At 68.2% G+C, this 24,916-nt stretch carries 17 protein-coding genes; 10 read left to right on the forward strand and 7 right to left on the reverse strand.

The window, feature by feature from the left end; all coding sequences use genetic code 11:
* Nucleotides 1-20: 20 nt before the first annotated feature.
* The 6 genes from AC1RKE_RS11150 to AC1RKE_RS11175 all read left to right on the forward strand — a co-directional run bounded on the left by AC1RKE_RS11150 (nucleotide 21) and on the right by AC1RKE_RS11175 (nucleotide 6,468).
* The gene (locus AC1RKE_RS11150) at nucleotides 21-2,102 is read left to right on the forward strand and encodes a S46 family peptidase (protein WP_395941888.1); all 2,082 of its coding nucleotides are present in this window, start codon (nucleotides 21-23) and stop codon (nucleotides 2,100-2,102) included.
* Entirely contained in the window at nucleotides 2,099-2,608 is a 510-nt protein-coding gene (locus AC1RKE_RS11155; protein WP_228186024.1) for a GNAT family N-acetyltransferase, read from the forward strand. Before AC1RKE_RS11150 ends, AC1RKE_RS11155 begins: the two co-directional genes overlap by 4 nt.
* A gap of 232 nt (nucleotides 2,609-2,840) precedes the next feature.
* Nucleotides 2,841-3,416 carry a TetR family transcriptional regulator gene (locus tag AC1RKE_RS11160; protein WP_228186025.1) on the forward strand — a complete coding sequence of 192 codons (576 nt, stop codon included), beginning with the start codon at nucleotides 2,841-2,843 and terminating at the stop codon, nucleotides 3,414-3,416.
* Nucleotides 3,416-5,125 (forward strand): MFS transporter, encoded by a 1,710-nt coding sequence (locus AC1RKE_RS11165; protein WP_492897055.1) that lies wholly within the window; start codon nucleotides 3,416-3,418, stop codon nucleotides 5,123-5,125. Before AC1RKE_RS11160 ends, AC1RKE_RS11165 begins: the two co-directional genes overlap by 1 nt.
* A 21-nt stretch (nucleotides 5,126-5,146) precedes the next feature.
* A complete protein-coding gene (locus AC1RKE_RS11170) occupies nucleotides 5,147-6,241 on the forward strand; it encodes an HlyD family secretion protein (protein ID WP_348684128.1) in 1,095 nt (364 codons plus the stop codon).
* A gap of 50 nt (nucleotides 6,242-6,291) precedes the next feature.
* Complete coding sequence (locus AC1RKE_RS11175; protein WP_182714330.1) at nucleotides 6,292-6,468, forward strand: hypothetical protein; 177 nt, start codon at nucleotides 6,292-6,294, stop codon at nucleotides 6,466-6,468.
* 34 nt (nucleotides 6,469-6,502) lie between these two features.
* Here the strand turns inward: AC1RKE_RS11175 and AC1RKE_RS11180 are convergent, their stop codons facing one another.
* The 4 genes from AC1RKE_RS11180 to AC1RKE_RS11195 form a co-directional block, all read right to left on the reverse strand.
* Entirely contained in the window at nucleotides 6,503-6,706 is a 204-nt protein-coding gene (locus AC1RKE_RS11180) for a hypothetical protein (protein ID WP_054764938.1), read from the reverse strand.
* A gap of 182 nt (nucleotides 6,707-6,888) precedes the next feature.
* Entirely contained in the window at nucleotides 6,889-8,325 is a 1,437-nt protein-coding gene (locus AC1RKE_RS11185; protein ID WP_152949657.1) for an efflux transporter outer membrane subunit, read from the reverse strand.
* Nucleotides 8,325-11,591: an efflux RND transporter permease subunit gene (locus tag AC1RKE_RS11190; protein ID WP_054764936.1), complete on the reverse strand. Its 3,267-nt coding sequence runs from the start codon at nucleotides 11,589-11,591 to the stop codon at nucleotides 8,325-8,327. The genes AC1RKE_RS11185 and AC1RKE_RS11190 overlap by 1 nt, the downstream gene beginning before the upstream one ends.
* 3 nt (nucleotides 11,592-11,594) lie before the next feature.
* Complete coding sequence (locus tag AC1RKE_RS11195; RefSeq protein WP_348684131.1) at nucleotides 11,595-12,803, reverse strand: efflux RND transporter periplasmic adaptor subunit; 1,209 nt, start codon at nucleotides 12,801-12,803, stop codon at nucleotides 11,595-11,597.
* Between the two features lie 169 nt (nucleotides 12,804-12,972).
* Between AC1RKE_RS11195 and AC1RKE_RS11200 the strand changes: the two genes are divergently transcribed.
* Complete coding sequence (locus tag AC1RKE_RS11200) at nucleotides 12,973-13,542, forward strand: TetR/AcrR family transcriptional regulator (RefSeq protein WP_182714328.1); 570 nt, start codon at nucleotides 12,973-12,975, stop codon at nucleotides 13,540-13,542.
* A 70-nt stretch (nucleotides 13,543-13,612) separates the two neighbouring features.
* Here the strand turns inward: AC1RKE_RS11200 and AC1RKE_RS11205 are convergent, their stop codons facing one another.
* A complete protein-coding gene (locus tag AC1RKE_RS11205; protein ID WP_201464141.1) occupies nucleotides 13,613-14,887 on the reverse strand; it encodes a sugar MFS transporter in 1,275 nt (424 codons plus the stop codon).
* 195 nt (nucleotides 14,888-15,082) lie between these two features.
* Nucleotides 15,083-17,884: a TonB-dependent receptor gene (locus tag AC1RKE_RS11210; protein ID WP_492897060.1), complete on the reverse strand. Its 2,802-nt coding sequence runs from the start codon at nucleotides 17,882-17,884 to the stop codon at nucleotides 15,083-15,085.
* A 285-nt stretch (nucleotides 17,885-18,169) separates the two neighbouring features.
* Between AC1RKE_RS11210 and AC1RKE_RS11215 the strand changes: the two genes are divergently transcribed.
* Both AC1RKE_RS11215 and AC1RKE_RS11220 read left to right on the forward strand, forming a co-directional pair.
* Nucleotides 18,170-20,008 (forward strand): alpha-amylase family glycosyl hydrolase, encoded by a 1,839-nt coding sequence (locus tag AC1RKE_RS11215; protein ID WP_492897062.1) that lies wholly within the window; start codon nucleotides 18,170-18,172, stop codon nucleotides 20,006-20,008.
* On the forward strand, nucleotides 20,005-21,645 hold the full coding sequence (locus tag AC1RKE_RS11220) for an alpha-amylase family glycosyl hydrolase (RefSeq protein WP_395942164.1): 1,641 nt from the start codon (nucleotides 20,005-20,007) through the stop codon (nucleotides 21,643-21,645). Before AC1RKE_RS11215 ends, AC1RKE_RS11220 begins: the two co-directional genes overlap by 4 nt.
* 5 nt (nucleotides 21,646-21,650) lie before the next feature.
* Here AC1RKE_RS11220 and AC1RKE_RS11225 read toward each other — a convergent pair whose 3' ends face one another.
* Nucleotides 21,651-22,664, reverse strand: coding sequence for a LacI family DNA-binding transcriptional regulator (locus AC1RKE_RS11225; RefSeq protein WP_182714324.1), 1,014 nt, complete (start codon nucleotides 22,662-22,664; stop codon nucleotides 21,651-21,653).
* A gap of 105 nt (nucleotides 22,665-22,769) precedes the next feature.
* On the opposite strand from AC1RKE_RS11225, the gene AC1RKE_RS11230 reads away from it, so the two are divergent.
* Nucleotides 22,770-24,830, forward strand: a complete 2,061-nt coding sequence (locus AC1RKE_RS11230) for a glycoside hydrolase family 97 protein (protein WP_348684673.1) — start codon at nucleotides 22,770-22,772, stop codon at nucleotides 24,828-24,830.
* Nucleotides 24,831-24,916 lie beyond the last annotated feature (86 nt).

Genomic DNA, 24,916 nt, shown 5'->3' on the forward strand with positions numbered 1-24,916 from the left:
AGACTTCAAGGACCACCCCCATGCGCCTCGCCCTTCTCGCCTCCGCCGCCGTTCTCGCCGTCGCAGCCGCCTCCTCGGCCTCGGCTGAAGAAGGCATGTGGACCTTCGACAACTTCCCCGTCGCCCGCGCCAACCAGGCGCTGGGAACCGACATCGACCAGGCCTTCCTGGACCGGGTGCGGCTGTCTTCGGTCAAGTTCGGCGGCTGTTCGGCGGGCGTGGTCTCGGGCCAGGGCCTGGTGATGACCAACAATCACTGCGTCGCCACCTGCGTCGCCAATCTGTCCACGCCCCAGATCAACTACGCCGAGACCGGCTTCCTGCCAAAGTCGCGCGAGGAAGAGCTGAAATGCCCCGGCGCCACGGCCGAAATCCTGACCGACATCTCGGACGTCACCGAGCGGATGCACAAGGCCGGCGCTGGTCTTGAAGGCCAGGCCTTCACCCAGGCCCGCGACGCCGAGGCCGGACGGATCGAAAGCGAAGCCTGCGGAACCGACCCCAAGATCCGCTGCCAGGTCGTCAGCCTGTACCGGGGCGGCCAGTTCAAACTCTACACGTACCGCAAATATTCCGACGTCCGCCTGGCCTGGGCGCCTGAGGATCGGGCCGCCACATTCGGCGGCGATCTGGACAACTTCTCCTTCCCCCGTTTCGCCATCGATGCGGCCTTCATCCGCCTGTACGAGGACGGAAAGCCGGTCGAGACCCCGACCCATTTCGCCTGGAACCCCAACAAGCCGACCGAGGGCGAGGCCGTCTTCATCTCCGGCAACCCCGGCGCCACCCAGCGTCTTCTGACGATGGACCAGCTGACCACCATCCGCGACGTGGTGCTGCCGCTGGACCAGTTGATCGCGTCGGAGCTGCGCGGCCGGCTGATCCGCTATTCCGAAGAGGGCGAGGAGCAGGCCTTCATCGCCATGGACCCGATCGTGGGCCTGGAGAACACCTATAAGCGCGGGCGCGGCCGCATGGCCGCCCTGATCGATCCGGCCTTCATGGCTCGTAAAGCCGAGCAGGAAGCCGACTTCCGCGCCCGCGCCGCCGCCTCCGGCGTCGATCCCTGGTCGGCGCTCAGCGCGGTCCAGCCGGTCGCCCGCGAACTCCATCCCTCCATGGCCCTGCTGGAGGGCGGCACAGGCCTGGGCACGACCTCGGTCGCCGGGGGATCGCAACTGTTCAGCTATGCCCGCACCTTGGTGCGCGGCGCCCAGGAGCGGGCCAAGCCGTCCGACCAGCGCCTCCCCGAGTTCGCCGACAGCCGCCTGTCCGGCGTCGAATCCCGCCTGTTCGCCGAACGTCCCACCTATCCCGAGCTGGAGCAGATCCGGCTGGAATGGTGGCTGTCCAAGACCCGCGAATGGCTGACGGTCGATAACCCCTCGGTCCGCACCCTGCTGGGCAAGGAAAGCCCCGAGGGCCTGTCGGCGCGTCTGGTCGCCGGCACGACCCTGGCCGACCCGGCCGTGCGCCGCGCCCTGTGGACCGGGGGTCTGGCCGCGATCCAGGCCTCGACCGATCCGATGATCCAGTACGCCCTGGCCATCGACGCCGACGCCCGCGCCGTTCGCGACGCCTGGGAGACCCGCGTTCAGGCCCCGACCGACCGCGCCTCGGAACAGCTGGCCGCCGCCCGTTTCGCCGCCTATGGCGACGCCGTCTATCCCGACGCCACCGGCACCCTGCGCCTGACCTACGGCCAGGTCGAAGGCTCCGACGTTCCGGGCCAGAGGTTCGCCGCCTTCACCACCTTCGCCGGCCTGTGGGACCGCGCCACGGGGGCCGAGCCCTTCGCCGTCGCGCCCAAACTGCTGGCGGCCAAGGACCGGATCGACCCGAACGCGGCGATGGACATGGCCGTCTCGACCGACACCATCGGCGGCTCTTCCGGCTCGCCCGCCATCAATGCGAAGGGCGAGATCATCGGCGCCAACTTCGATTCCACCGTCCTGACCCAGCGCAACGCCTATGGCTACGACCGCGCCGTCAACCGCAGCGTCATCGTCACCACCCAGGCCGTCACCGTGGCCCTGCGCGACGTCTATGGCATGGACCATCTGGTGCGGGAGCTGGGCGTTTCCCCAGACCGGGAGCGGTGAGCGACATCGCCTTCCGCGCGGCGATCCTCGACGACGTCGCCGCGCTTCATCCCCTGATCGAGCGCGCCTATCGGGGCGAGACGGCCAAGGCCGGCTGGACGCATGAGGCGGACCTGCTGTTCGACACCCGCACCAGCGCCGAGGAACTGTCGGCCCTGATCGCCGATCCCGACCGGGTCATTCTGCTGGCCCACCGCAACGGCGCCCTGGTCGGCTGCGTCCAGGTGGCCCGCGTCGGCGACGGCCGGACCTACCTCGGCATGCTGACGGTCGAGCCCATCCTGCAAGCCTCCGGCCTGGGCCGCCGTCTCCTCGCCGCCGCCGAGAGCGAGGCCGTGACCCGCTTCGCCGCCCGCCGCATGGAGATGACCGTCATCCATCGCCGCGTCGAACTGATCGCCTGGTACGAACGGCGCGGCTACCATCCCACCGGCGAAACGCGCCCCTTTCCCATCGACCCGCCCCGGCCGGATCTGGACTTCGTGGTGCTGGAGAAGGGGCTCTAATTCCTTCCTTCTCCCATTGAGAGAAGGTGGCCCGAAGGGCCGGATGAGGGCCCGCCGGCGGGCCGGTTCGCACCCCGCGCCCTCACCCTTTGGCTGCTTCGCGGCGCCCTTCGGGTGGCGCAAGACTGATCGCTACGCTCTCAGGCGCTCAAGCCCTCTCCCGCTGGAAGAGGGATGTTCGAACATCTCCCCCTTGCAAAACGGACACCCGTGTCCATTTAAGCGCGTCACCATGTCGCGCCCCGCCCCCAAAACCCTCCGCAAGGACGTCATCCACAACCGCGCCGCCCTGCTGGACGCCGCGCGCGCGGTCTTCGCCGACCACGGCCTGGACGCCCCGCTGGACCTGATCGCGGAAAAAGCCGGGGTCGGCCGGGGCACCCTGTATCGTCATTTCGCCGACCGCACCGAACTGGCCCTGGCGGTGCTCGAGGCCGACGTCGCCGACCTGGGCCGCCGCACCGCCGAACAGGGCGAGGCGCCGGAGACCTTCTTCTGGTTCCTGGACCGGTTGGCCGAGGACATGATCCGCAACGCCGGCCTGGCGGGCCTGGTGCGGAACGTTCGGTCGCCCGACGCGCTTACGCCCCTGCGGCAAAGCTTGATGGAGGCGGGCGCCGCCCCTCTGCAACGCGCCCAGGCGGCCGGTCTGGTGCGAAAGGATCTGCGGCCGATGGACATTCGCCTGATCGCCACCCTGCTGGGCGCCGGCTTCCAGGGCGCCGATGAAGCCGAGCGTCAGGCTGTGTCCCAGCGCACCCGCGCCCTCCTCATGGACGGCCTGCGCCCCCGGGCCGAGGCCTCCTGATGGCTCGTCGCGCCGATCACAACTGGCATCTGCCGTGGGACCAGTATCTGGCGACTCTGAAACCCCACGAGCGCCCGACCCTGCCCGGCTCGCCCGCCACGCCCGACCACACGGCCTGGCTGAGGCTTCAATACGCCCTGACCGGCGTCCTGGTGGCCCTGGTCGGCAGTCTGGGCAATGCGGCCGTCACCGCCAACCTCTCCAATCTTCAGGGGTCGTTGGGGATCACCCCGAGCGAGGCGGCCTGGCTGCCGGTCGTCTTCGTCATGACCAACGCCTGTATGAACCTGATCCTGTTCAAGTTCCGCCAGCAGTATGGCCTGCGCCTCTTCACCCAGATCTGCCTGACCGCCTTCGTCGTCACCTGCGCCGCCCACCTGGCCGTCGACAACTATGAATCGACCCTGTTCGTCCGGGCCGTTGCCGGCATGGCGGCGGCGGGGCTCAGCAGCCTGGGCTTCCTCTATATGATCCAGGCCTTTCCGGCCCAGCACCGGTTGAAGGGCCTGGTGATCGGCATCGGCCTATCCAGCTTCGCCGTACCCATCGCCCGCCTGATCATGCCCAGCCTGCTGGAGCTGAACGACTGGCGCGCCTTCTACACCTTCGAACTGGGCATGGCGCTTCTGGCCTGGGCGGCGGTGCAGGTGCTGCGTCTTCCCCCGTCAGAACGACTGAAACTGTTTGAGCCGCTGGACTTCGTCACCTTCGCCCTGTTCGCGCCCGGCGTGGCCCTGCTGGCCGCCGTCCTGGGCCTAGGCAGAATCGTCTGGTGGACCGAGGCCGCCTGGATCGGCTGGGCTTTGGCGGGGGCGATCCTGCTGCTGACCGCCGCCCTGATGATCGAATACAACCGCAGAAATCCGCTGATCAATGTGCGCTGGCTGACCGGCCCCGACATCCTGCGCCTGTTCGGCGCCATCCTCTTGATCCGCATCACCCTGTCGGAACAGACCTCGGGCGCCGTGGGTTTTCTGACCGTGGTGGGTCTGGGGCCGGATCAGCTGCACGGCCTGTTCCTGGTGATCCTGTTGGCCATGATCGCCGGCACGGCGGTCGCCGCCCTGACCCTGGACATGACGCGGCTGAACCTGCCCATCGCCATCGCGCTCGGCCTGATCGCCGTCGGCGCCTTCATCGACAGCCACGCCACCGTCCTGACCCGGCCGGCCCAGCTCTATATCAGCCAGGCCCTGATCGCCTTCGCCTCGGCCCTTTTCGTCGGCCCCGCCCTGCTGATCGGCGTCGGCAAGGTGCTGCAACAGGGGACGCGCAACATCATCAGCTTCATCGTCATGTTCAGCGTGCTTCAGAACCTGGGCGGCCTGGCCGGCTCGGCCCTGATCGGCACGATCCAGGTGGTGCGCGAGAAGTTCCATTCGAACCAGCTGGCCGCCGACATCACCAGCCTGGACCCCCAGGTGGTTCTGCGCCTGCGCCAGCTGTCCGGCGCCTATGCGTCCACGATCACCGACCCCGCCCTGCTGAACGCCGAAGGCGCAGCCCTGCTGACCCGCCAGGTGACGCAGCAGGCCAATGTCCTGGCCTATAACGACGTCTTCCTGATCATTGCGGTGGTCGCCGGCCTGGGCTGCGCCTGGGTGACGGCGGTCCACCTGCGCCCCCGCCTCAAGGCGCGCCGTCAGGCGAAACGGGAGGCCCGAAACACGCCCACGCCCGACGCCGCAGCTGTCGCCGCCGCCGACTGATCTCCGAAAGCCCCCCATCCGATGACCGACACAGCCCCCGCTCCCTCCGCTCCGCCCGCCTCTGCCGCCCCTGCCGCGCCGGAACCCCGCAAGCGCGTCCTCTGGGCCGTGGTGGCGGCCATCGTCGCCGTCTTCACCGTCGGCCTGGTCCTCTACGCCTGGCGGCTGCCGCCCTTCACCGGCCATGTCCAGCGCACCGACAACGCCTATGTGCGCGGCCAGGTGACGATCATCAGCCCCCAGGTCAGCGGCTATGTGACGGCCGTGCCGGTCCAGGACTTCCAGAGGGTCCAGCAGGGCCAGCTTCTGGCCCAGGTCGACGACCGTATCTACCGCCAGAAGCTGGAACAGGCCGAGGCCGCCCTGCACTCCGCAGAGGCGGCCCTGTCCAACTCGACCCAAAGCCAGGCGTCCGCGCGCGGAACCGTGGCCCAGCAACGCGCCTCGATCGCCGCCGCCCAGGCCGCCCTGACCAAGGCCCAGGCCGATGCCGACCGCGCCCGCACCCTGAAGGCCGGCGGCTGGGTGTCGCAATCCAATGTGGACATCGCCGTCGCCGCCCTGCGCAGCGCTCAGGCCCAGCTGGCCCAGGCCCAGGCCGCCGAGGGCGTGGCCCAGACCGGCGTCACCTCGGCCGTGGTGAACCGCGACAGCCTGGCCGCCGCCGTCGAGAACGCCCGCGCCGCCGTCCGCCTGGCCCAGATCGACCTGGCCAACACCCGCATCATCGCCCCCCGCTCCGGCCGCCTGGGCGAGATCGGCGTGCGCCAGGGCCAATACGTCACCGCCGGAACCCAGCTGATGGGTCTGGTCCCCGACGTGGTCTGGGTCACGGCCAATATGAAGGAGACCCAGATGCGCGACATCCGCATCGGCCAGCCGGTCGAGATCACTGTCGACGCTCTGGGCGGTCAGAGCCTGCGCGGCCGCGTCGAACGCATCGCCCCCGCCGCCGGCAGCGAGTTCAGCGTCATCCGCCCCGACAACGCCACCGGCAACTTCACCAAGGTCGCCCAGCGCATCCCCATCCGCATCCGGCTGGATTCCGGTCAACCGGCCCTGGAGCGCCTGTCGCCCGGCATGTCGGTGGTGGCCAGGGTGGATACCGGTCGCTGACGGAACCCGCCTGCGCGCCCCGCGCTCCCTCATCAGCAAGGGAGACCATCATGGATGACATTCAGACCGAGGGCCGCAAGAAGAACGGCGCTGAGCCGTTGGGCAAGCCGGACGCCCTGACGCCAGAGGCAGACGTGAAGAAGGTGGGCGACCAAGAGCGGCGCAGCGCCGGGCCCGACGGGCCTGATGCGGCCGAAGTGGGCGACACCTTCAAGCGACAGCCCTGATCGTCCCGGCCTGATCACTCCGGTTTGATTTCTCTCATGACCGGCCGGACGACAGGCGCGCCGCCAGCAGATGCACGTCGTGCGCCCGCATCCGTTCGAAATTGCCCAGACCCAGGGCCAGGGCGCGCATCACCTCGGTCTGGCGGGTGTGTTCGGGATGCTGCGGCAAGGACGCCTCGGCCCGCGCCAGCTCCGCATCCAGCTCGGCCATCATATCGGCCAGGATTCCGTCGTTCATCTCATCCTCCGTCACGCCGCCGACCGCCGCAGTCGGTTTAAGCACGAGGAGAACAAATTAGGAACACGACACGCCGACGTCCTTGTGGACGATTGTGACTCTCGACGCACGAACGCCGGCGGCCCGAAGGACCGCCGGCGGCCTGCCTTCACTCCCCCCAAGGGACGGAGGATTTTCTCTCGTCAGCTCTCGGCCTGCCAGCCGCCGGCGAGGGCGCGGAACAGGGCGATCTGGTAGGTGGTGACCAGGGCGTCGGACTGGGCCAGGGCGGCGTCGGCGGCGGCCTGGGTGCGTTCGGCGTCCAGCACCACCAGGAAGCTGTCGGCGCCGGCGTTGAAACGCTGACGCGACAGGGTGGCGGCGCGGGCGGCCTGGTCCCGCGCCTCGGTCAGGGCAGCGCGGCGGTCCAGTTCGTTGGCGTAGTTGCTGAGCGCCGTCTCGGTCTCCTGCAGGGCCGTCAGAACCGTCTGGTCGAAGGTCGCCAGGGCGGCGTCCGAGCGGGCGCCGGCGGCCTGGATCTGGGCGCGGGCGGCGAAGACGTTGGGGAAGGACCAGCTGATCAGCGGACCGAAGCTGAAGCGATAGTTCTGGTCGTCGCCCAGTTCGCTCGACTCCAGCGCCGTCGAGCCGAAGGAGCCGCCCAGGCTGATCTGCGGATAGAGGTTGGCGGTCGCCACGTTCACGCGGGCGGCGGCGGCGGCCAGATTGGCCTCGGCCTGACGCACGTCGGGACGACGCGCCAAGAGAGCCGCGCCGTCGCCGACCGGGATCGGCCGGCTGAGTTGCGGCGGCCGGACGCAAGCCGCGGCGGCCTGGTCGGCCTCGGCCGGGGTGCGGCCGGTCAGGGTAGCCAGGCGGAACAGGGCCTCGTTCCGCGACGCCCGCAGGGTCGGCAGGGTCGCCGCCGTCTGGGCCAGGGCCGCGCGGGCGCTGGCCACGTCCAGACCGGTGCCCGCCCCGCCGTCGAGCAGGGTTTGGGTCAGGTTGGCGGTGTTGCGCTGAAGCTCCAGCGTCCGTTCGGCCACCGCGATCTGGGCGTTGGCCGAGCAGACGTCGGCATAGGCGCGGGCCGTCTCGGCCGCGACCGAGACCTGGACCGTGGCAAGAGCCGCCTCGGCCGCGCGGGCGTCGGCGCGGGCGGCGCGGATGGTGGATTCCACCCGTCCGAACAGATCGACCTCGTAGCTGGCCGCCAGACCGACGTCATAGGTGTCGATCTCGGGGGCGTCCTCGCCGGCGGGCAGGCCGGTGACGGTGGCGGCCGAGGCGCGGCTGCGCTGGGCCTGAGCGCTGGTCGTTGTGCTGGGGAAGCGGCCGACGCGGGCTTCGGACAGGGACGCTCGAACCGCGCGCAGATTGGCGAAGGCCGCCTCCAGCTCGTTGTTCTCGGCGAAGGCCTGACGGATCAGGCCGTCCAGGGTCGGATCGTCGTACAGCCGCCACCAGTCGTCGCGGGCCGGGGCCGCGGCGGTCACGGCCGGATTGGCCGCGCCGACGAAGCCGCCGGTCCCCGAGGTCGGCAGAGCCGCCTCGGGCGCCTTGGGCCCGACCGCGCAGGCGGCGAGCAGGGCGCCGGCGGCTGCGGCGGTCAGGAAGCTGAGGGTCTTGGTGCGGGTCATCAGATGTCCCCTCCCCGACCCGTGGCCGGAGCCGGCGCATTAGGATCGGTCAGGCTGGAAGTTTGATCGTAACGGACGGTCTCGGCGCCGGTGGGCGTCGGCGTCTTGCCCTGCGGCAGTTTGGACGACAGCCAGCGGGTGACGACATAGAAGACCGGGGTGAAGATCAGGCCGAAGAAGGTCACCCCCAGCATGCCGGAGAAGACCGCCGTGCCGAGCGACTGGCGCATTTCGGCGCCGGGCCCGCTCGCCAGCATCAGCGGCACGACGCCGAGGATGAAGGCGAAGGAGGTCATCAGGATCGGGCGCAGACGGGTCCGGGCCGCGGCCACGGCCGCGTCGAACCGGTTCATGCCCTGCTCTTCTTCGGCCTGTTTGGCGAACTCCACGATCAGGATGGCGTTCTTGGCCGCCAGCGCGATCAGAACCACCAGGCCGATCTGGACCAGGATGTTGTTGTCCAGCCCCCGCAGGTTCACACCGATGATGGCGGCCAGCAGACACATGGGCACGATCAGGATGACCGCCAGCGGAAGCGTGAAGGCTTCATACTGGGCCGCCAGCACCAGGAAGACGAAGACCACGGCCATCAGGAAGATCATGGTCGCGCCCGAACCGGCCGCCTTCTGCTGGTAGGCCAGCTCGGTCCACTCGTAGGTGAAGCCTTGCGGCAGGGTGCTGGTCGCCATCTGCTCCATGACCTGCAGGGCCTGGCCGGAGGAGACCCCCATGGCCGGGTTGCCCTGCAGCTCGGACGCCGGGAACAGGTTGTAGCGGACCACGCGCGACGGGCCGGAGTCATTGACCAGATTGGCCACCGACCCGATCGGCACCATGGCCCCACTGGAGGAGCGGGTCTTCAGGTTGGCGATGTCGGCGATGTCGTCGCGGTACTGGGGCTCGGCCTGGGCGGTCACCCGATAGGTGCGGCCCAGAAGGTTGAAGTCGTTGACGTAGGACGAGCCCAGATAGACGCCGAGGGTATCGAAGACGGCGCTGGGCTGGACGCCCATCATCAGGGCCTTGTCGCGATCGACGTCGGCCGAGATGCGGGGCGAGCCGGTGTTGTAGGTCGAGAAGACCTGGCTGACCTGATCCGGGGCCTGGGCGGCGGCGCCCATCATGGCGAAGGTCGCCCCCTCCAGCGCGCGATAGCCGGCGCCCGAGGTGTCCTGGATCATCATCTTGAAGCCGTTGCCGTTGCCCAGACCCTGGACCGCCGGCGGGGCGATGACGAAGATCTGCGCGTCCTCGATCTGACCCGTGGCCTGGGTGATGGCCCCGGCCAGGGCGGCGGCGGCCTCTTCCTTGGAGCGTTCTTCGAAGGGATCGAGGCGCACGAAGATGGTGGCGGCGTTCGATCCGAACGAGAAGCTGGCGCCGTCCAGGCCCGCGAAGGCCACGGTGCCGTTGACCCCGTCGGTGCCCTCGATGATCTGACGGGCGCGGGTCATCACCGCCTCCGTCCGGTCCAGGGAGGCGCCGGCCGGCAGCTGAATCACGCCGATCAGGAAGCCCTGATCCTGTTCGGGAATGAAGCCCGAGGGGGTGTCGACCAGACGCCAGGCGGTCAGGCCCAACAGACCGGCGTACAGGATCAGCACGATGCCGACCGTGCGCACCAGACGCGCCGTCAGACGACCATAGCGGTCCGACAGCCAGTCGAAGCCCTCGTTGAACTTCCGTCCGCCCCAGCCGACGTAATAGACGGCGGTCCCCAGGACGCCGGGCTTGCGCACCGGGCCGTGGTCCTTGTCGTGCGGCTTCAGCAACAGGGCGGCCATGGCCGGCGACAGGGTCAGGGAGACGAACAGGGAGATGACCGAGGCCGAGGCGATGACCACGGCGAACTGGCGGTAGAAGATGCCCGGAATGCCCGGCACGAACATGGTCGGCACGAACACCGACACCAGCACCAGGCCGATGGCGATCAGGGCGCCCGAGACCTCCTGCATCGATCGATAGGCGGCTTCCTTGGGCGACAGACCCTCGCTGATCGCCCGCTCCACATTCTCGACCACGACGATGGCGTCATCGACGACGATGCCGACCGCCAGAACCAGAGCGAACAGGGACAGGGAGTTGATCGAATAGCCGAGCGCCAGCTGCACTGCGAAGGTGCCGACCAGGGCGACCGGGATGGCCACGATCGGAATGATGGCCGCGCGCCAGGTCTGAAGGAAGACCATGACGACGATCACGACCAGGACCACGGCCTCGATCAGGGTGTGCTGAACCGACTCAACCGAGGCGGCGACAAATTCGGTGGGGTTGTAGGGCACCGAGACCTGCATCCCGGCCGGCAGTTCGGCCTTGACGGCCTCGACCTCGGCCAGGACCCGATCGGCGGTGCCGAGCGCATTAGCGCCCGGCTGCTGCACGATGGCCAGGCCGACGCCGCGCTGGCCGTCAAAGAAGCCGCGAATGCCGTAGTCCTGGGCCCCCAGTTCGATCCGCGCCACGTCGCGCAGATAGGTGACACGGCCCTCGCTGTCGGTCTTCAGAACGACGTTGGAGAACTGGTCGGGATCGGTCAGACGGCCTTGGACCTGGACCGGCAGTTGGAAGGCCGAGGCGCTGTTCGGGAAGGGCGGCTGGCCGATGGAGCCGGCGGCGGCCTGGACGTTCTGGGCCCGCAGGGCGGCGACGATGTCCGGCCCGGTCAGGCCGCGCTCGGCCGCCTTGGCCGGGTCGATCCAGACCCGCATCGAATAGTTGCCGCCGCCGAAGACCTGGACCGCGCCCACGCCTTCGATCCGCAGCAGGCGGTCCCGCAGGGTCGAGTTGGCGTAGTTGCCGACATAGTCGTTGTTCAGCGAGCCGTCGGGCGAGGTCAGCCCCAGGATCATCAGGAAGCCGCTCTCGGCCTTGTTGACGACCACGCCGGTTTGGCGGACCGCCTCGGGCAGACGCGGTTCGGCCAGGGCCACGCGGTTCTGGACGAGCACCTGGGCGGCGTCCAGATCGGTGCCCGGCTGGAAGGTGACGGTGATCGCCACCGCCCCGTCCGAGGTGGACGAGGAGGTGATGTAGAGCATGTCCTCGACGCCGTTCACCTCCTGCTCGATGGGGGCGGCGACGGTCTCGGCCAAGGTTTCGGCCGAGGCGCCGGGATAGGCGGCGTTGATGGTGATCGTCGGCGGCGCGATCTCCGGATACTGCGACAGGGGCAGCAGCGGATAGGCGAAGACGCCGACAATGGTGATCACCACCGCGATCACGGCCGCGAAGATCGGCCGGTCGATGAAGAAGCGGGATATGTTCATGGCTTAGTCGCCGGTCGAAAGGCTGGTGGCGAACGAGGCGGTGGAGGCCGGGGCCGCCTGGGTGACCGGGGCGTCCGGCGCCTGTTGGGCGACGGGTTGGATCTTGCCGGTCTTGGGCGTGACCTTGGAGCCCGGCTGGGCGGCGCGTTGCAGGCCGGCGATGATGACGCGGTCGGTCGGGGCCAGACCCGACTTGATCACGCGCAAACCTTGGACGATCGGACCCAGTTCGACGGGCTTGGTCGTGACCGACCCGTCGGCGTTGACGACCGAGACGACGCGGCGCGCCTGATCGGTGCCGACGGCGGTGTCGGGCACCAGCAGGGCGTCATAGGAGCCGGCGCCGGCGACCTGGGCGCGGCCGAACAGGCCGGGCCGCAGGAAGCCGTCGGCGTTCGGCACAATGGCGCGCATGCGGATCACGCCGGACGAGGTGTCCAGGGCGTTGTCCGAAAAGTCCAGCCGGCCGGTGCGGGTGAAGCCGCTCTCGTCCTGCAGGCGGATGCGAACCGGGGAGCCCTGGCTGGCGCCGCCGTCTCGCATATATTTCAACAGCACCGCTTCCGAACCGTCGAAGACGAAGTGGATCGGACCGCCCGAGACGATGGTGGTCAGGACGTCGCCCGCCGAGGAGCCGCCGGCGACCAGATTGCCCGGATCGACGCGACGATCCGAGACCCGGCCCGCGGTCGGCGCCGTGACGCGGGTGTATTCCAGGTTCAGCTGGGCGGTGCGAACGGCGGCGTTGGCCGCCGCGAGATTGGCCTGGGCCGCATCGACCGCCGCCTTGTTGGCGTCATATTCGGCCCGGGAAACGGCCTGGGAGGCCAGCAGGGTCTCGCTGCGCGCCAGATTGGCGCGGGCCAGGGTCAGCTGCGACTGCATCTGGGCGACCTGGGCCTGGGCCTGGGCCAGGGCGGCCTGGGCGGGGCGCGGGTCCAGGGTGAAGAGCAGCTGGCCCTTCTGGACCATCTGGCCGTCGCGGAAATGGACCGCCTGGATATAGCCGCCGACGCGGGCGCGGACATCCACGCTCTCGATCGCTTCGAAGCGTCCCGTGAACTCGTCCCAGTCCACCACCTTCTGCTGCAGAGGCGTGGCCACCGTCACCGGCGGGGCGCCGCCGGGCGCCTGGCCCTCGGCCTTGGGGGAACATCCATAAAGCGCGCCCGTCACCATGACGGACACGGCCGCAATCTTCAGCCCGCGCATCTGCGCAATCTCCCTGTCGGAGGTAAATCCCTGTCGTGCGGATGAGGACCGGTGGGGAGCCGGCCTTGTCAACGCATGGTGACTTAATGGGTGGCGTCGTGACGCTTGTCAACAGGCGTTGACAAAGCCATATGGAGGCTACGGTTATTCATTCTGGAGTGTCGCCCCCTTGTTATGTCCCGGCCCCCGCCCGAGGAACGCCGCCGCCACCCGCACGGCCATCCTCGAAGCAGCACGCGACCGTTTCGCGGCCGAGAGCTATGACGATGTGGGCATGCGCGACATCGCCCGCGACGTCGGCGTCGATGCGGCCCTGATCAGCCGCTATTTCGGCTCCAAGGACGATCTGTTCCTGGCGGCCCTGGACAGCTGCAGCGACGGCAGCACCCTGATGTCGGGCGACAAATCCGAGTTCGGCCGGCGCGTCGCCCACGAGATCGTCTTCGAGCCCAAGAAGGCTGAAAAGCTGAAGGGCATGGCGATCATGCTGCGCTCCATCGGCTCGAACAAGGCCGCTGAAATGGTTCAGAACACCTGCACGGCCCGCTTCTTCGGCCCGCTTGAGGAATGGATCAGCGGACCAGACGCCCGGGTCCGCGCCCGCCTCTTGGCCGGTTTCATCATGGGGATGTCGGTCAGCCGCGAACTGGGCGGCGGCAGTTTCAACATCGACCAGGCCGACTGCGAAAAGATGCGCGACCGCCTGGCCCCGATCCTTCAGGGCCTGATCGACGGCTGACCGTCCGCGCGGAATTGAAAAGGGCGCGGAGATGGCTCTCCGCGCCCTTTGTCGTGTCTGAAGACCGGCCTCAGTGCGAGACGGTGGTCGTCACCTCGGTCTTGGCCTTGGTGCGGATGCAGGCCACGGCGAAGATCGTCAGGCCGACATAGCCCAGCATCGGCACGACGAAGGCCGGCTGAAGCGCGCCGGCGGCGTCGGCGATGCGCGCCGCCACCTGGGGCAGCAGGGCGCCGCCGATGATGCCGAAGACCAACAGGCCCGAGGTGGCCGAGGTGGGGGCGGTGGACCGCTCCAGGGTCAGGGTGAAGATGGTCGGGAACATGATCGAGTTGAACAGGCCGATCGACAGGGCCGCATAGGCCGCCGTCGGTCCGCCGATCCGGCTGACGACGAAGCAGAGGACCGCCGCCGTCACGGTGCAGACCGCCAGGACGATTCCCGGCCGGACCTGGGTCAGGACGGCCGAGCCGATGAAGCGGCCGACCATGGCGCCGCCCCAGTAGAGGGCGACCATCTTGCCCGCCGTCTCGATGGGGGCGTTCAGGATTTCGGGGCTTTCCAGGAAGTTGGTCAGCATGCCGCCGATGGCCACTTCAGAACCGACGTAGAGGAAGATGGCCAGGGCGCCGAAGATGGCCCAGGGCGAAGACAGAGCCTTCAGCGGGGAGACCGCCTCGGTCGAGGCCGGCGCCGCCGCATTGATCTTCTTGCGGGCGGTGAAGATGAAGAAGGCCACCACGGCGAAGAAGGCGCCCATGCCCAGGAAGGCCATGTCGATGCTGCGCAGCGACTGGGTGCGGGTGGCGGCCGTGACCACGGCGCCGGCGGCGAAGACCCCGCCCGTCAGCAGGACGTGCGAGCCCAGCCACGGACCGACCGTGGTGCCCAGGGAGTTGAAGGCCTGGGACAGATTCAGACGGCTGGAGGCGCCCTTGGGCGCGCCCAGTTCAGCCACCAGCGGATTGGCCGCGACCTGAAGCAGGGTGACGCCCGAGGCGATGACGAACAGGGCGATCAGCACGCCCGGATACCAGTCGGCGGCCGTCGCGGCCGGCACGATCAGACAGCCCGCCACCATGACGACCAGGGCGCCGATGATCGAACGGCTGTAGCCCAGCCGGCCCAGCACCGCCGCCGCCGGCAGGGACATCAGCCCATAGGCGATGAACCAGGCGAAGGTCGTCAGAAAGGCCTCGGCGTTGTTCAGATCGAACACCCGCTTCACCGCCGCGATCAGCGGATCGATCAGCGAGGTGGCGAAGCCCCAGGCGAAGAAGAGCGTGGTGACATAGGCGAAGGCCAGGCCTGTGCCCTGACGTCTTGCGGCCTCTGGTGCGGACATGAATATTCCCCCTTACGGATGATACGAAGACGCCGCGCTGTGCCCGCGCGGTTCTGGTCGCCTTGGTTCGGCCATAGCGGACGCGCCGTCCAGCGGAAAAAGGGCGCCTGTAACCAAACTTTGGCGCGCAGTGGGCCCACAGAAGAAAAAGGCCGCCTCGTTTCCGAGGCGGCCACAGTTTGCTCAGGGGAGAAATCAGAAGCGGTAGTTCATGCCCACCGCGAAGGTCCGGCCGTAGCTCTGATAGTCGATGGTCCGGCGCTCATCGCCGTTTTCGAAGGTCTTGAACGGCTCGTCGGTCAGGTTGTTGACCTGGGCCAGGATCGACAGGCCTTCCAGCGGACCGGATTGGAACTCATAGCCGATCTGGGCGTCGACCACGGTTTCCGCCGCGACCGACCGCAGGGTGCGGCCGTTGCCGAAGCCGGCGACCTCGCCCAGGAAGTCCGACCGGTAGCGACCCGAGACCCGCGCCTGGAAGCCGTAACGCTCATAATAGAGGGTGCCGTTGACCACCGTCTCCGACAGGCCCGGCAGGGTGGTCGGGGCCTGGGTCGGGTCGGGCTGGACCTCGCTGTCGGTCGCCGAGGCGCTGAAGACGCCCCCGAAGCCCTCGAGCGCGGGGTGGAACAGGTCGAACGGAGCCGACACCGAGAACTCCAGACCCTTGATCCAGCCGCCGTCGCCGTTGTCCGGCGCACCGACCAGACCTTGGCGCAGAGCCGGTTCGGGGTTGGTCGGCGAGATCACGCCGATCGGATAGCCGCTGAAGTCGAAGATCTGGTTGCGGTTATAGACGTAGCTTTCGAGGTGTTTGTAGAAGCCGGCCAGCGAGACATAGCCTCGGCGGTTGGCGAAATACTTCTCGAACGACAGGTCCGCGACGTCGGCGATATAGGGCCGCAGTTCCGGATTGCCGCCGCCGCCGCCCCACGGCGAACGGTTGATGTCCGTCGATTGGGCCAGGCTGGTGTTGTAGCTGTAGTTCCGCGAGGCGCGCATGTCGTCCATCCGCGGACGCGCCAGGGTGCGCGAGATCGCAAAGCGGGCGAACAGGTCGTCGCCGACCTCCAGGATGAAGTTGGAGCTTGGCAGGATCTCCAGATATTCCGCACCGCCGTTGACGGCGACCGTTTCAGCCACGCCGGGGCCGACCTGACGGGCCGAGAAGCCGCTGGAGCTCTGATCCGTATAGACGAACTGCATGCCGACATTGCCGGTCAGGGGCATGCCGAACAGTTCGTGGTCGATGTTGGCGCGGATGTAGGCGGTCGAGACCTTTTCGGTCACTTCCCAGTTGCCGGCGGCGACGTCGGCGTTGGGATTGCGAACCCGATCCAGCAGGCCGCTGTTGACCACGCCCAGGGCGTCATAGCTCAGCACCTGCGAAATGCCGAGATAGCCCAGGTCGGTCGGGGCCAGCAGATATTCCGACGGCACGAACAGATCGCCGCCGCCGGGGACGCCGATATAGTACTGGTCGTTGACGAAGCTCTTGTTGCGCTCGGTATAGTTCAGGCCGAAGTCGATGGAGCTGAACGGGCTCTGGTGCAGAGTCCGCTTGGCGGTGATGCGGGCCGCCTTCAGCTCGTCCTCGATCGAGGGCGTGTTCATATAGCCGACCTGTCCGCCCGGAATGACGTCCGAGCCCCAGCCCTGGGCCGAGGTGATGCGGATCAGGCTGGCGTCGGCGTAGTCGAGCCGGCTGTTGAACCGGGTCACCCCGTCGTCGGTCAGTTCGAAGCCCAGGGTGTCCAGGGCGCCGTTGATGTTGCGGCCCGTCCCGGCGTTGGTCTCCAGGATGATGTCGTCACGCTCGACCTTCGAATAGCTGAGGTCCAGACCCAGGGTCCAATCGTCATTGGCGACGAATTCGGTATTCCAGCCCAGGGCGGTGATGTTGCTGTCGCGCTTGTTCAGGTCGTTACGGACCACGCCCTTGATGTTGTCCCAGGTGCCGGCGACGATCAGGCCGTCTTCCACGGTGTAGCCGGGGCGCAGCGACGGCGCCGGACGGCAGACGGGCGAGGCGACGTTGACGGTGCAGTCGCCCGAAGAGCCGCCCCAGGCCAGCGGAAATTCGATGCCGCGCAGGACCTGGGTGTTCTTGAACTCGGAATAGAAGGCGTCGATCGTCGAATGGATGCGGTCGTTCGGGCGCCATTCCAGCACGCCCATATAGCCGTCGCGCTCCAGCTCCGAGGACATGACGTAGGGCTTGACGCCGCCGGTCAGCAGATTGCCGTCGGAATAGGTGGGATAGCCCCAGGCGTTGAACCGCTCGGACTGATAGGGCGAGCTCATATGGGCGTAGCCCAGGGCGACGCCCAGGGTGCCGTCCATGAACTGGTCGATGTAGGAGACGGTGTAGCGGTCGCCGCTGTCGGTCGTGCCCGAGTTCAGGGCGCCGATGTCGTTCCACTCATGCCGATAGTTCAGGGCGATTGCCTGACGGCCGTAGGCCAGGGGCTGCACGGTGCGCAGATCGACCGAGCCCGCCAGACCCTGACCCAGCAGGGCCGCATCCGGGGTCTTGTAGACGACGACGCTGCCCAGCAGTTCCGACGGGAACTGGTCGAATTCGACGCCGCGGTTGTCGCCGGTGGTGACCAGTTCGCGGCCGTTCAGCAGGGCGGTGGTGAAATCCGGGCCCAGGCCGCGGATGGAGATCTGCTGGCTGCGGCCGTCAAGGCGCTGCATCGTCACGCCGGGCAGACGCGCCAGGGATTCGGCGATCGAGACGTCCGGCAGCTTGCCGATGTCCTCGGCCGAAATGACTTCGACGATCGAGGTGTTGTTGGCCTTGGCCGAGATCGAGGCCTCGATCGAGCGGCGGATGCCGGTGACGACGATTTCGCCGACTTCGGTCGGCGCTTGGTCAGCCTGAGCGGCGGTGGTCGCGGTTTGAGCCTGCGCCGCCCCGACGGCGACGAAGGCGGCGGCGCCGACAGCAGCGCCCGACAGCAGGCGCACGCGCCGGTTAAGACGTTGAGACATGGTCATCCTCCCTGGGGCCGCCGCGATTCTGAATGTCGCAGCCGAAGCCTTCGCAAAAATATGCAAATCTTCGACAAGGTTGCAAGCCGTTAATGTGGACGACGCATTTTCGTCGCACACGCCGAGGCCGCGAAAGCCCCATATACGCGGATTTACGGATCGATACGGCCAAGCTGTCGCTGCATCGCAGCATTCTAATCCGCGTTGACAGGCAGGGCTTGGGCTGCAAAATCTTGCAAATCGATCTGGAAGGCTTTGCACTTTCCAGACAGGAGGACCGACAGGATGAGCCTTGCCCCCCGCAAGACGAACCGCGCCCGCGCCTTGGCCGCAGCGACGGCTCTGATGGCGAGCCTTTCGGCCCTGCCCTTTCAGGCCCGCGCCGAGGCCCCGGCCGCGTCGCCCGCAGCCGACGCCCTGACGGCGCTGCGTCAGCGTCCGCCGCAGGACGAGGTCATTTACTTCCTGCTGCCCGACCGGTTCGCCAACGGCGATCCCGCGAACGACCACGGCGGCTACGCCCCCGAGCGGCTGAAAAGCGGCTTCGATCCGTCGGACACCGACTTCTACCACGGCGGCGATCTCGCCGGGGTGACGCAGCGGCTGGACTATATTCAGGGCCTGGGCGCCACCGCCGTCTGGCTGGCCCCCGTGTTCAAGAACAAGCCGGTGCAGACGCACAACGGCTACACCGGCGCGGCGCACCACGGTTACTGGATCACCGACTTCACGGTCGTCGATCCCCATTTCGGCGACGAGGCGGCGATGCGGGCCCTGGTCGATGCGGCCCATGCGCGGGGCATGAAGGTCTATCTGGACATCGTCGCCAACCACACGGCCGACGTCATCCGTTATCGCGAATGCCCCGACGGGCCCTGCGAATACCGCAGCCGGGCCGACTATCCCTACACCCGCCGCGGCGGCGTCGATGGCGCGCCTATCAACGCGGGCTTCGACGGACGGGACTTCTCGCGCCTGACCCGGCCCGCCTACGCCTACACCCCCTATGTCCCGGCGGGCGAAGAGAACGCCAAGGTCCCGGCCTGGCTGAACGACCCCATCCGCTATCATAACCGTGGCGACAGCACCTTTGCGGGCGAAAGCTCGCTGGACGGGGATTTCGCCGGTCTGGACGACCTGCTGACCGAGGACCCCGTCGTGGTCCAGGGCATGATCGACGTCTTCGGCGGCTGGATCGACAAATACGGGATCGACGGCTTCCGCATCGACACCGCCCGCCACGTGAACCCCGAGTTCTGGCAGGCCTTTATCCCCGCCATGCTGGAGCGGGCGCGGGCCAGGGGCATTCCGAACTTCCACATCTTCGGCGAGGTCTACGACCCCGACCCGGCGGTGACGGCGCGGTTCACGCGGGAGGACGCCTATCCGGCCGTGCTGGACTTCCCCTTCCAGAAGACCGCGGTGGAGGTCGCATCCGGCAAGACGGGGACCGACGCCCTGGCCCGGCTGTTCGCCGCCGACGCCGTCTACGCGAAGGGCGCCGAGACGGCCGCCGTCCTGCCGACCTTCCTGGGCAATCACGACATGGGCCGGGTCGGCTTCTTCGTGAAACAGGCCAATCCGCAGGCGGACGAGGCCGAGATCCTGGCCCGGGTCAAACTGGCCCACGCCCTGATGATGTTCAGCCGGGGCGTGCCGACCCTCTATTACGGGGACGAACAGGGCTTCGCCGGCGCCGGCGGCTATGGAAACTCGCGCCAGGACATGTGGCCCAGCCGGACGGCCGTCTATGCGGCCGAACAGCCGATCGGCGGACGGCAGACGCCCTATGCCACGACAGCGCCCCTCTATAAGGCCATCGCCGAAATGGCCCGAATCCGCGCCGCTGATCCCGCCCTGCGCCGGGGCCGACAGATCGTCCGCGCGGCGGGCGACGCGCCCGGCCTGTTCGCCCTGTCCCGTCTGGACGAATCCGGCGGCGAGACCCTGGTCCTGTTCAACAGCTCGACCGCCGCAGTCACGGCCCAGGTCGAGGTGGAGCCCGGTTCGCTGCGGTGGCAAGCTGTGCGCGGCGACTGCGAATCCCAGGCCTCGGCGCCGGCCAGCTACGCCGTCCGCATTCCCCCTCTCGACTATCTGATCTGCAAGAGCACGCCCCAGTGAACGCCCACAGCCTCGACCTCGCGACCGCCGCCCAGCCGGCGACCGCCCACACTGAATGGTGGCGGGGCGCCGTTCTGTACCAGATCTATCCCCGCAGTTTCGCCGATGCGAACAACGACGGGGTCGGCGACCTGAAGGGGATCACCGACCATCTGGACCACGTCGCCTCGCTGGGGGTGGACGGCATCTGGCTGTCGCCCTTCTTCACCTCGCCGATGAAGGACTTCGGCTATGACGTCGCCGACTATTGCGACGTCGATCCGATCTTCGGAACCCTGGCCGATTTCGACGCCTTGGTGGCGCGCGCCCACGACCTGGGCCTGAAGGTGGTGATCGACCAGGTATTTTCGCACACCTCGGACGAGCACCAGTGGTTCCTGGACAGCCGCGCCTCGCGCACCGGCCCGCACGCCGATTGGTACGTCTGGGCTGACGCCAAGCCGGACGGATCGCCGCCGTCGAACTGGCAGTCGGTGTTCGGCGGCCCGGCCTGGACTTGGGACGCGCGGCGCGGCCAGTACTATATGCACAACTTCCTGGCCTCGCAGCCGCAGCTGAACGTCAGGAACCCCGAGGTCCAGGACGCCCTGATCGCAGCGGCGCGCTTCTGGCTGGACCGGGGCGTGGACGGCTTCCGGCTGGACGCCATCAACTTCTCCATCCACGACCTGAAGCTGACCGACAATCCGCCGATCAAGGACGGCAAGAAGCGCACCCGGCCCTTCGACTTCCAGGACAAGATCTATAACCAGAGCCAGCCGGAGATCCTGGGCTTCCTGAACCGGATCCGCGCCCTGACCGACAGCTATGAGGGGCGGTTCACCGTCGCCGAGGTGGGCGGCGACCACGCCGATCGCGAGATGAAGGAATACACCGCCGGGACCGATCGGCTGCACTCGGCCTATGGCTTCCTGTATCTGTACGCCGACACGCTGAAGAGCGAACTGGTCGCGCGGGGCGAAACCATGTGGCCGGATCAGCAGGGCGAGGGCTGGCCGTCCTGGACCTTCTCCAACCATGACGCGCCGCGCGCCGTGTCGCGCTGGGCGCAAGGGCGGGACCGCAAGGCCTTCGCCGAGATGGCCCTGATGCTGCTGGTCTGCCTGCGCGGCAATGTCTTCGTCTATCAGGGCGAGGAGCTGGGCCTGCCCCAGGCCGAGGTGCCGTTCGAGCGGCTGGTCGATCCCGAGGCCATCGCCAACTGGCCCGAGACCCTGGGCCGCGACGGCGCCCGCACACCCATGCCCTGGCATGCGGATCAGGCCAACGCCGGCTTCTCCACCGTCGAGCCCTGGCTGCCGGTCGACGCCCGCCATCTGCCGCTGGCGGTGGACGCTCAAGAGGCCGATCCGGGCTCCACCTTGCACGTCGCCCGCCGCATGATCCGGCTGCGTCATCAGCACCCGGCCCTGCGCTTCGGAGCCATGGCGCCGATCCAGACCTCGGACCTTCTGGTTTTCGAACGCCGGGAACGGGGCGGCGGCGAAGAGCGGCTGCTGTGCGTCTTCAACCTGGGTCACGAGCGGATCGACTGGAGCCCGCCCGCAAATGCGACGCGGATCGAGGCGATCAACTGGACCGAGGCCGACGGCGCCGCCCTGCCTCCGCTCGCCGGCCTGGTCTTCAGACTGGCATGAGCCGTTCAGCCGCCACAGGTCTCGCGCACGATCAGGTCGGTGGGCACCCGTTCCGACCGACCGGCCGTCGCGCCCCCGTGGTCCAAAAGCTTGGACACCATCAGCCGACCGGCCTTCATCGTGTCCTGGGCGATGGTGGACAGGGCCGGGCGCGAATAGCGGCTGAAGGGCACATTGTCGAAACCGATGACGGAGACGTCGCCGGGCACGGACAGGCCGGCATGCTGCAGGGCCCGCACGGCGCCCAGGGCGATCTGGTCCGACGCCGCCACCACCCCGTCGAACCTGACGCCTCGGCGCACCAGGGCGTCCACGGCGGCCTCGGCGGACTCGACCTCGAAATGGGCGGGGACGATCAGTTCGGCGTCGACAGACAGGCCCGCCGTCTCCAGCGCCTCCAGATAGCCGCGGTGCCTCTGCATGGCCTCGGGCGGATCGAGGTCGCCCAGAAAGACGATGCGCGTGCGGCCCAGCCGCGCCAGGTGGGAGGTCGCGCGGCGACCGCCCGAGAAGTTGTCCGATCCGATCGAGCAATAGTCCTGCTCCGGCAGGTCGGCGCCCCAGACTACGAAGCGATGGTCGCCCGCCGCCAGCCGGTTGAAGGCGCCGTGCAGGCTGGACTGACCCAGGAAGATCACCCCGTCCGCGCGACTGGTGTTCATCGCCGCCGCCAGTTCGTCATAGGTGGCGGGCGAGATATGGCTCATCAGCAGGTCGCAACCGCGTTCGCGCGCCGCCTCGCCCACCCCGGCCAGCAGCTCCAGGAAGAAGGGGTCCGAGATCCGGCCTTCCCGCCCTTGGGGTCGCGGCGTCACCAGGGCGATGGTGCCCTGAGCCCCGATCGGTCCGGCGGGCATGTAGCGGCGGAACGGATAGTCGTGCTCCTTCGCCAGCTTCCAGATCAGCTGTTTGGTGCGGTCGTTGACGGCGGGGCTGTCGTTCAGCGCCCGCGAGGTGGTGGCGACGGAGACGCCGGCCAGGCGCGCGATGTCTTCAAGTCGGGTTGTCTTGCGGCTCAAGGTCGCGGGTCCTCAGCACAGGCTTTCGGGCCTGCAAATTTTTCTGCAAACGTTTCAGCCACCGTTCGCAGCGGTTGGCAAGAGGCGGCGTAACGGAGTTCACAGATGAAGCGCAGATCCTTCCTGGCCCTCGGCGGCGCCTCGATCCTGGCCTTCGGCGCCACGGGCGTTCGCGCCCAGACCGCGCCGACCCACGCCCGCGCCTCTTCGCCCGGCGGGGTGCTGACGGTTGAGGCCTTCACCGACAACGACGGGCGGCCGATGTATGCGGTGCTGCGTCAGGGGCGGATGGTCGTGGCCCCCTCCAAGCTCGGCTTCCTGCTGACCGACGCCCCCGCCCTCGAGCGCGGCCTGGCGATCACGGCCGGTCAGCCCGTGACCTTCGACGAGACCTGGGAGCAGCCCTGGGGCGAGCGCCGCTTCATCCGCAACCACTATAACGAATGGCGGGTCTCATATGCCGAGACCGGCGGCCTGCAACGGCGCGTCGATGTCGTCTTCCGCCTGTATGACGACGGCCTGGGCTTCCGTTACGAATTCCCGGACCAGCCCGCCCTGAAGACGGTCCGCATCGGTTCGGAGATCACCGAGTTCAATCTGGCCGAGGACGGCGAGGCCCTGTGGTGCCCGGCCTGGGAATGGAACCGCGAGGAATATCTGTACAGCCGCACCCCGATCAGCGCGGTCGGCAGCGCCCAGACGCCGATGACGGTCAAGGGCCGGTCGGGTCTGCACGTCTCGATCCATGAGGCCGCCTGCATCGACTACGCCGGCATGAATCTGCGCCGGTCTGAGGAAACCAGGTTCCGCGCCCAGCTGACGCCCGGCCTGACCAACGCCGCCGTGGTGCGACAGGCGCCGTTCAACACCCCCTGGCGGACCCTGCAGGTCAGCGACAGCGCCGCCGGTCTGATCGAATCCAGCCTGATCCTGAACCTGAACGAACCCAACAGGCTGGGCGACGTCAGCTGGTTCAAGCCGATGAAGTACGTCGGCGTCTGGTGGGAGATGCACCTGGATCTGAAGACCTGGAACTCCGGCCCCAAACACGGCGCCACGACCGAAAACGCCATCAAACACATCGACTTCGCCGCCGAACACGGCCTGGGCGGGGTGCTGGTCGAGGGCTGGAACAAGGGCTGGGACGGCCAGTGGTTCGCCAACGGTTCGGACTTCAGCTTCACCGAAGCCTATCCCGACTTCGACATCGAGGCGGTCTGCGCCCACGCCCGGTCAAAGGGCGTCCAGCTGATCGGCCACCACGAAACCGGCGGCAACGCCTTCCACTATGAGCAGCAGTTGGAACCGGCCATGGCCCTGTACGAGCGGCTGGGGGTCCATTCGGTCAAGACCGGCTATGTCGCCGACGCCCAGGGCGCCCGCGTCGCCGGGCCGGACGGCCGGATGGTGATGGCCTGGCACGAGAGCCAGGCCATGGCCCAGCACCATATGAAGGTCGTCGAGGCGGGCGCGCGCCACAAGGTGGCGATCAACGCCCACGAACCGTTCAAGGATACGGGCCTGCGCCGCACCTATCCGAACATCATCAGCCGCGAGGGTCAGCGCGGCATGGAGTATTCGGCCTGGGGCAATCCGGGCAATCCGCCCGAGCACGAGCCGAACCTGGTCTTCACCCGCCTGCTGGCCGGGCCGATGGACTATACGCCCGGCATCTTCGGCATGGAGACGCGCAGCCCCGGCGGGGTCCAGACCACCTGGGCCAAACAGCTGGCCCTCTATGTCGTCATCTACAGCCCGATCCAGATGGCCGCCGACCTGCTGGTCAACTACGAGGCCAATCCCGGCCCCTTCCAGTTCATCAAGGACGTGCCGGTCGACTGGGCCGAGACCCGCGTGCTCGCGGCCGAGATGGGCGACTATGTCGCCATAGCGCGCAAGGATCGAGCGTCGGACGTCTGGGCTCTGGGCGCCATCACCGACGAGCATCCGCGCGTCCTTACGGCGCCTCTGGACTTCCTGGACCCCGGCCGGCGCTACCGGGCCGAAATCTATCGCGACGGGCCGGACGCCGACTATCGCGGCAAGCGCGAGGACATCGTCATCGAGCAGCGCGAGGTGACGTCGGCGGACACGCTGACGCTGGCGCTCGCGCCCGGCGGCGGCCAGGCGATCCGGTTCGTGCCGTTCGGGCGGGGGCGTCGGTGATGGGCGACTTTCAGATCCTCTCCCGCTTGCGGGAGAGGTGGCCCGTCGATCGCGCAGCGATCCAGGGTCGGAGAGGGAAGTCTTCT

Source organism: Brevundimonas sp. GW822-FHT03E11 (assembly GCF_058801445.1).

Coding starts and splice junctions, on each gene's coding strand:
- AC1RKE_RS11230 (WP_348684673.1), top strand. CDS start 22,770: ATGAAGCGCAGATCCTTCCTGGCCCTCGGCGGCGCCTCGATCCTGGCC.
- AC1RKE_RS11165 (WP_492897055.1), top strand. CDS start 3,416: ATGGCTCGTCGCGCCGATCACAACTGGCATCTGCCGTGGGACCAGTAT.
- AC1RKE_RS11205 (WP_201464141.1), bottom strand. CDS start 14,887: ATGTCCGCACCAGAGGCCGCAAGACGTCAGGGCACAGGCCTGGCCTTC.
- AC1RKE_RS11170 (WP_348684128.1), top strand. CDS start 5,147: ATGACCGACACAGCCCCCGCTCCCTCCGCTCCGCCCGCCTCTGCCGCC.
- AC1RKE_RS11160 (WP_228186025.1), top strand. CDS start 2,841: ATGTCGCGCCCCGCCCCCAAAACCCTCCGCAAGGACGTCATCCACAAC.
- AC1RKE_RS11195 (WP_348684131.1), bottom strand. CDS start 12,803: ATGCGCGGGCTGAAGATTGCGGCCGTGTCCGTCATGGTGACGGGCGCG.
- AC1RKE_RS11180 (WP_054764938.1), bottom strand. CDS start 6,706: ATGAACGACGGAATCCTGGCCGATATGATGGCCGAGCTGGATGCGGAG.
- AC1RKE_RS11190 (WP_054764936.1), bottom strand. CDS start 11,591: ATGAACATATCCCGCTTCTTCATCGACCGGCCGATCTTCGCGGCCGTG.
- AC1RKE_RS11150 (WP_395941888.1), top strand. CDS start 21: ATGCGCCTCGCCCTTCTCGCCTCCGCCGCCGTTCTCGCCGTCGCAGCC.
- AC1RKE_RS11215 (WP_492897062.1), top strand. CDS start 18,170: ATGAGCCTTGCCCCCCGCAAGACGAACCGCGCCCGCGCCTTGGCCGCA.
- AC1RKE_RS11185 (WP_152949657.1), bottom strand. CDS start 8,325: ATGACCCGCACCAAGACCCTCAGCTTCCTGACCGCCGCAGCCGCCGGC.
- AC1RKE_RS11210 (WP_492897060.1), bottom strand. CDS start 17,884: ATGTCTCAACGTCTTAACCGGCGCGTGCGCCTGCTGTCGGGCGCTGCT.
- AC1RKE_RS11175 (WP_182714330.1), top strand. CDS start 6,292: ATGGATGACATTCAGACCGAGGGCCGCAAGAAGAACGGCGCTGAGCCG.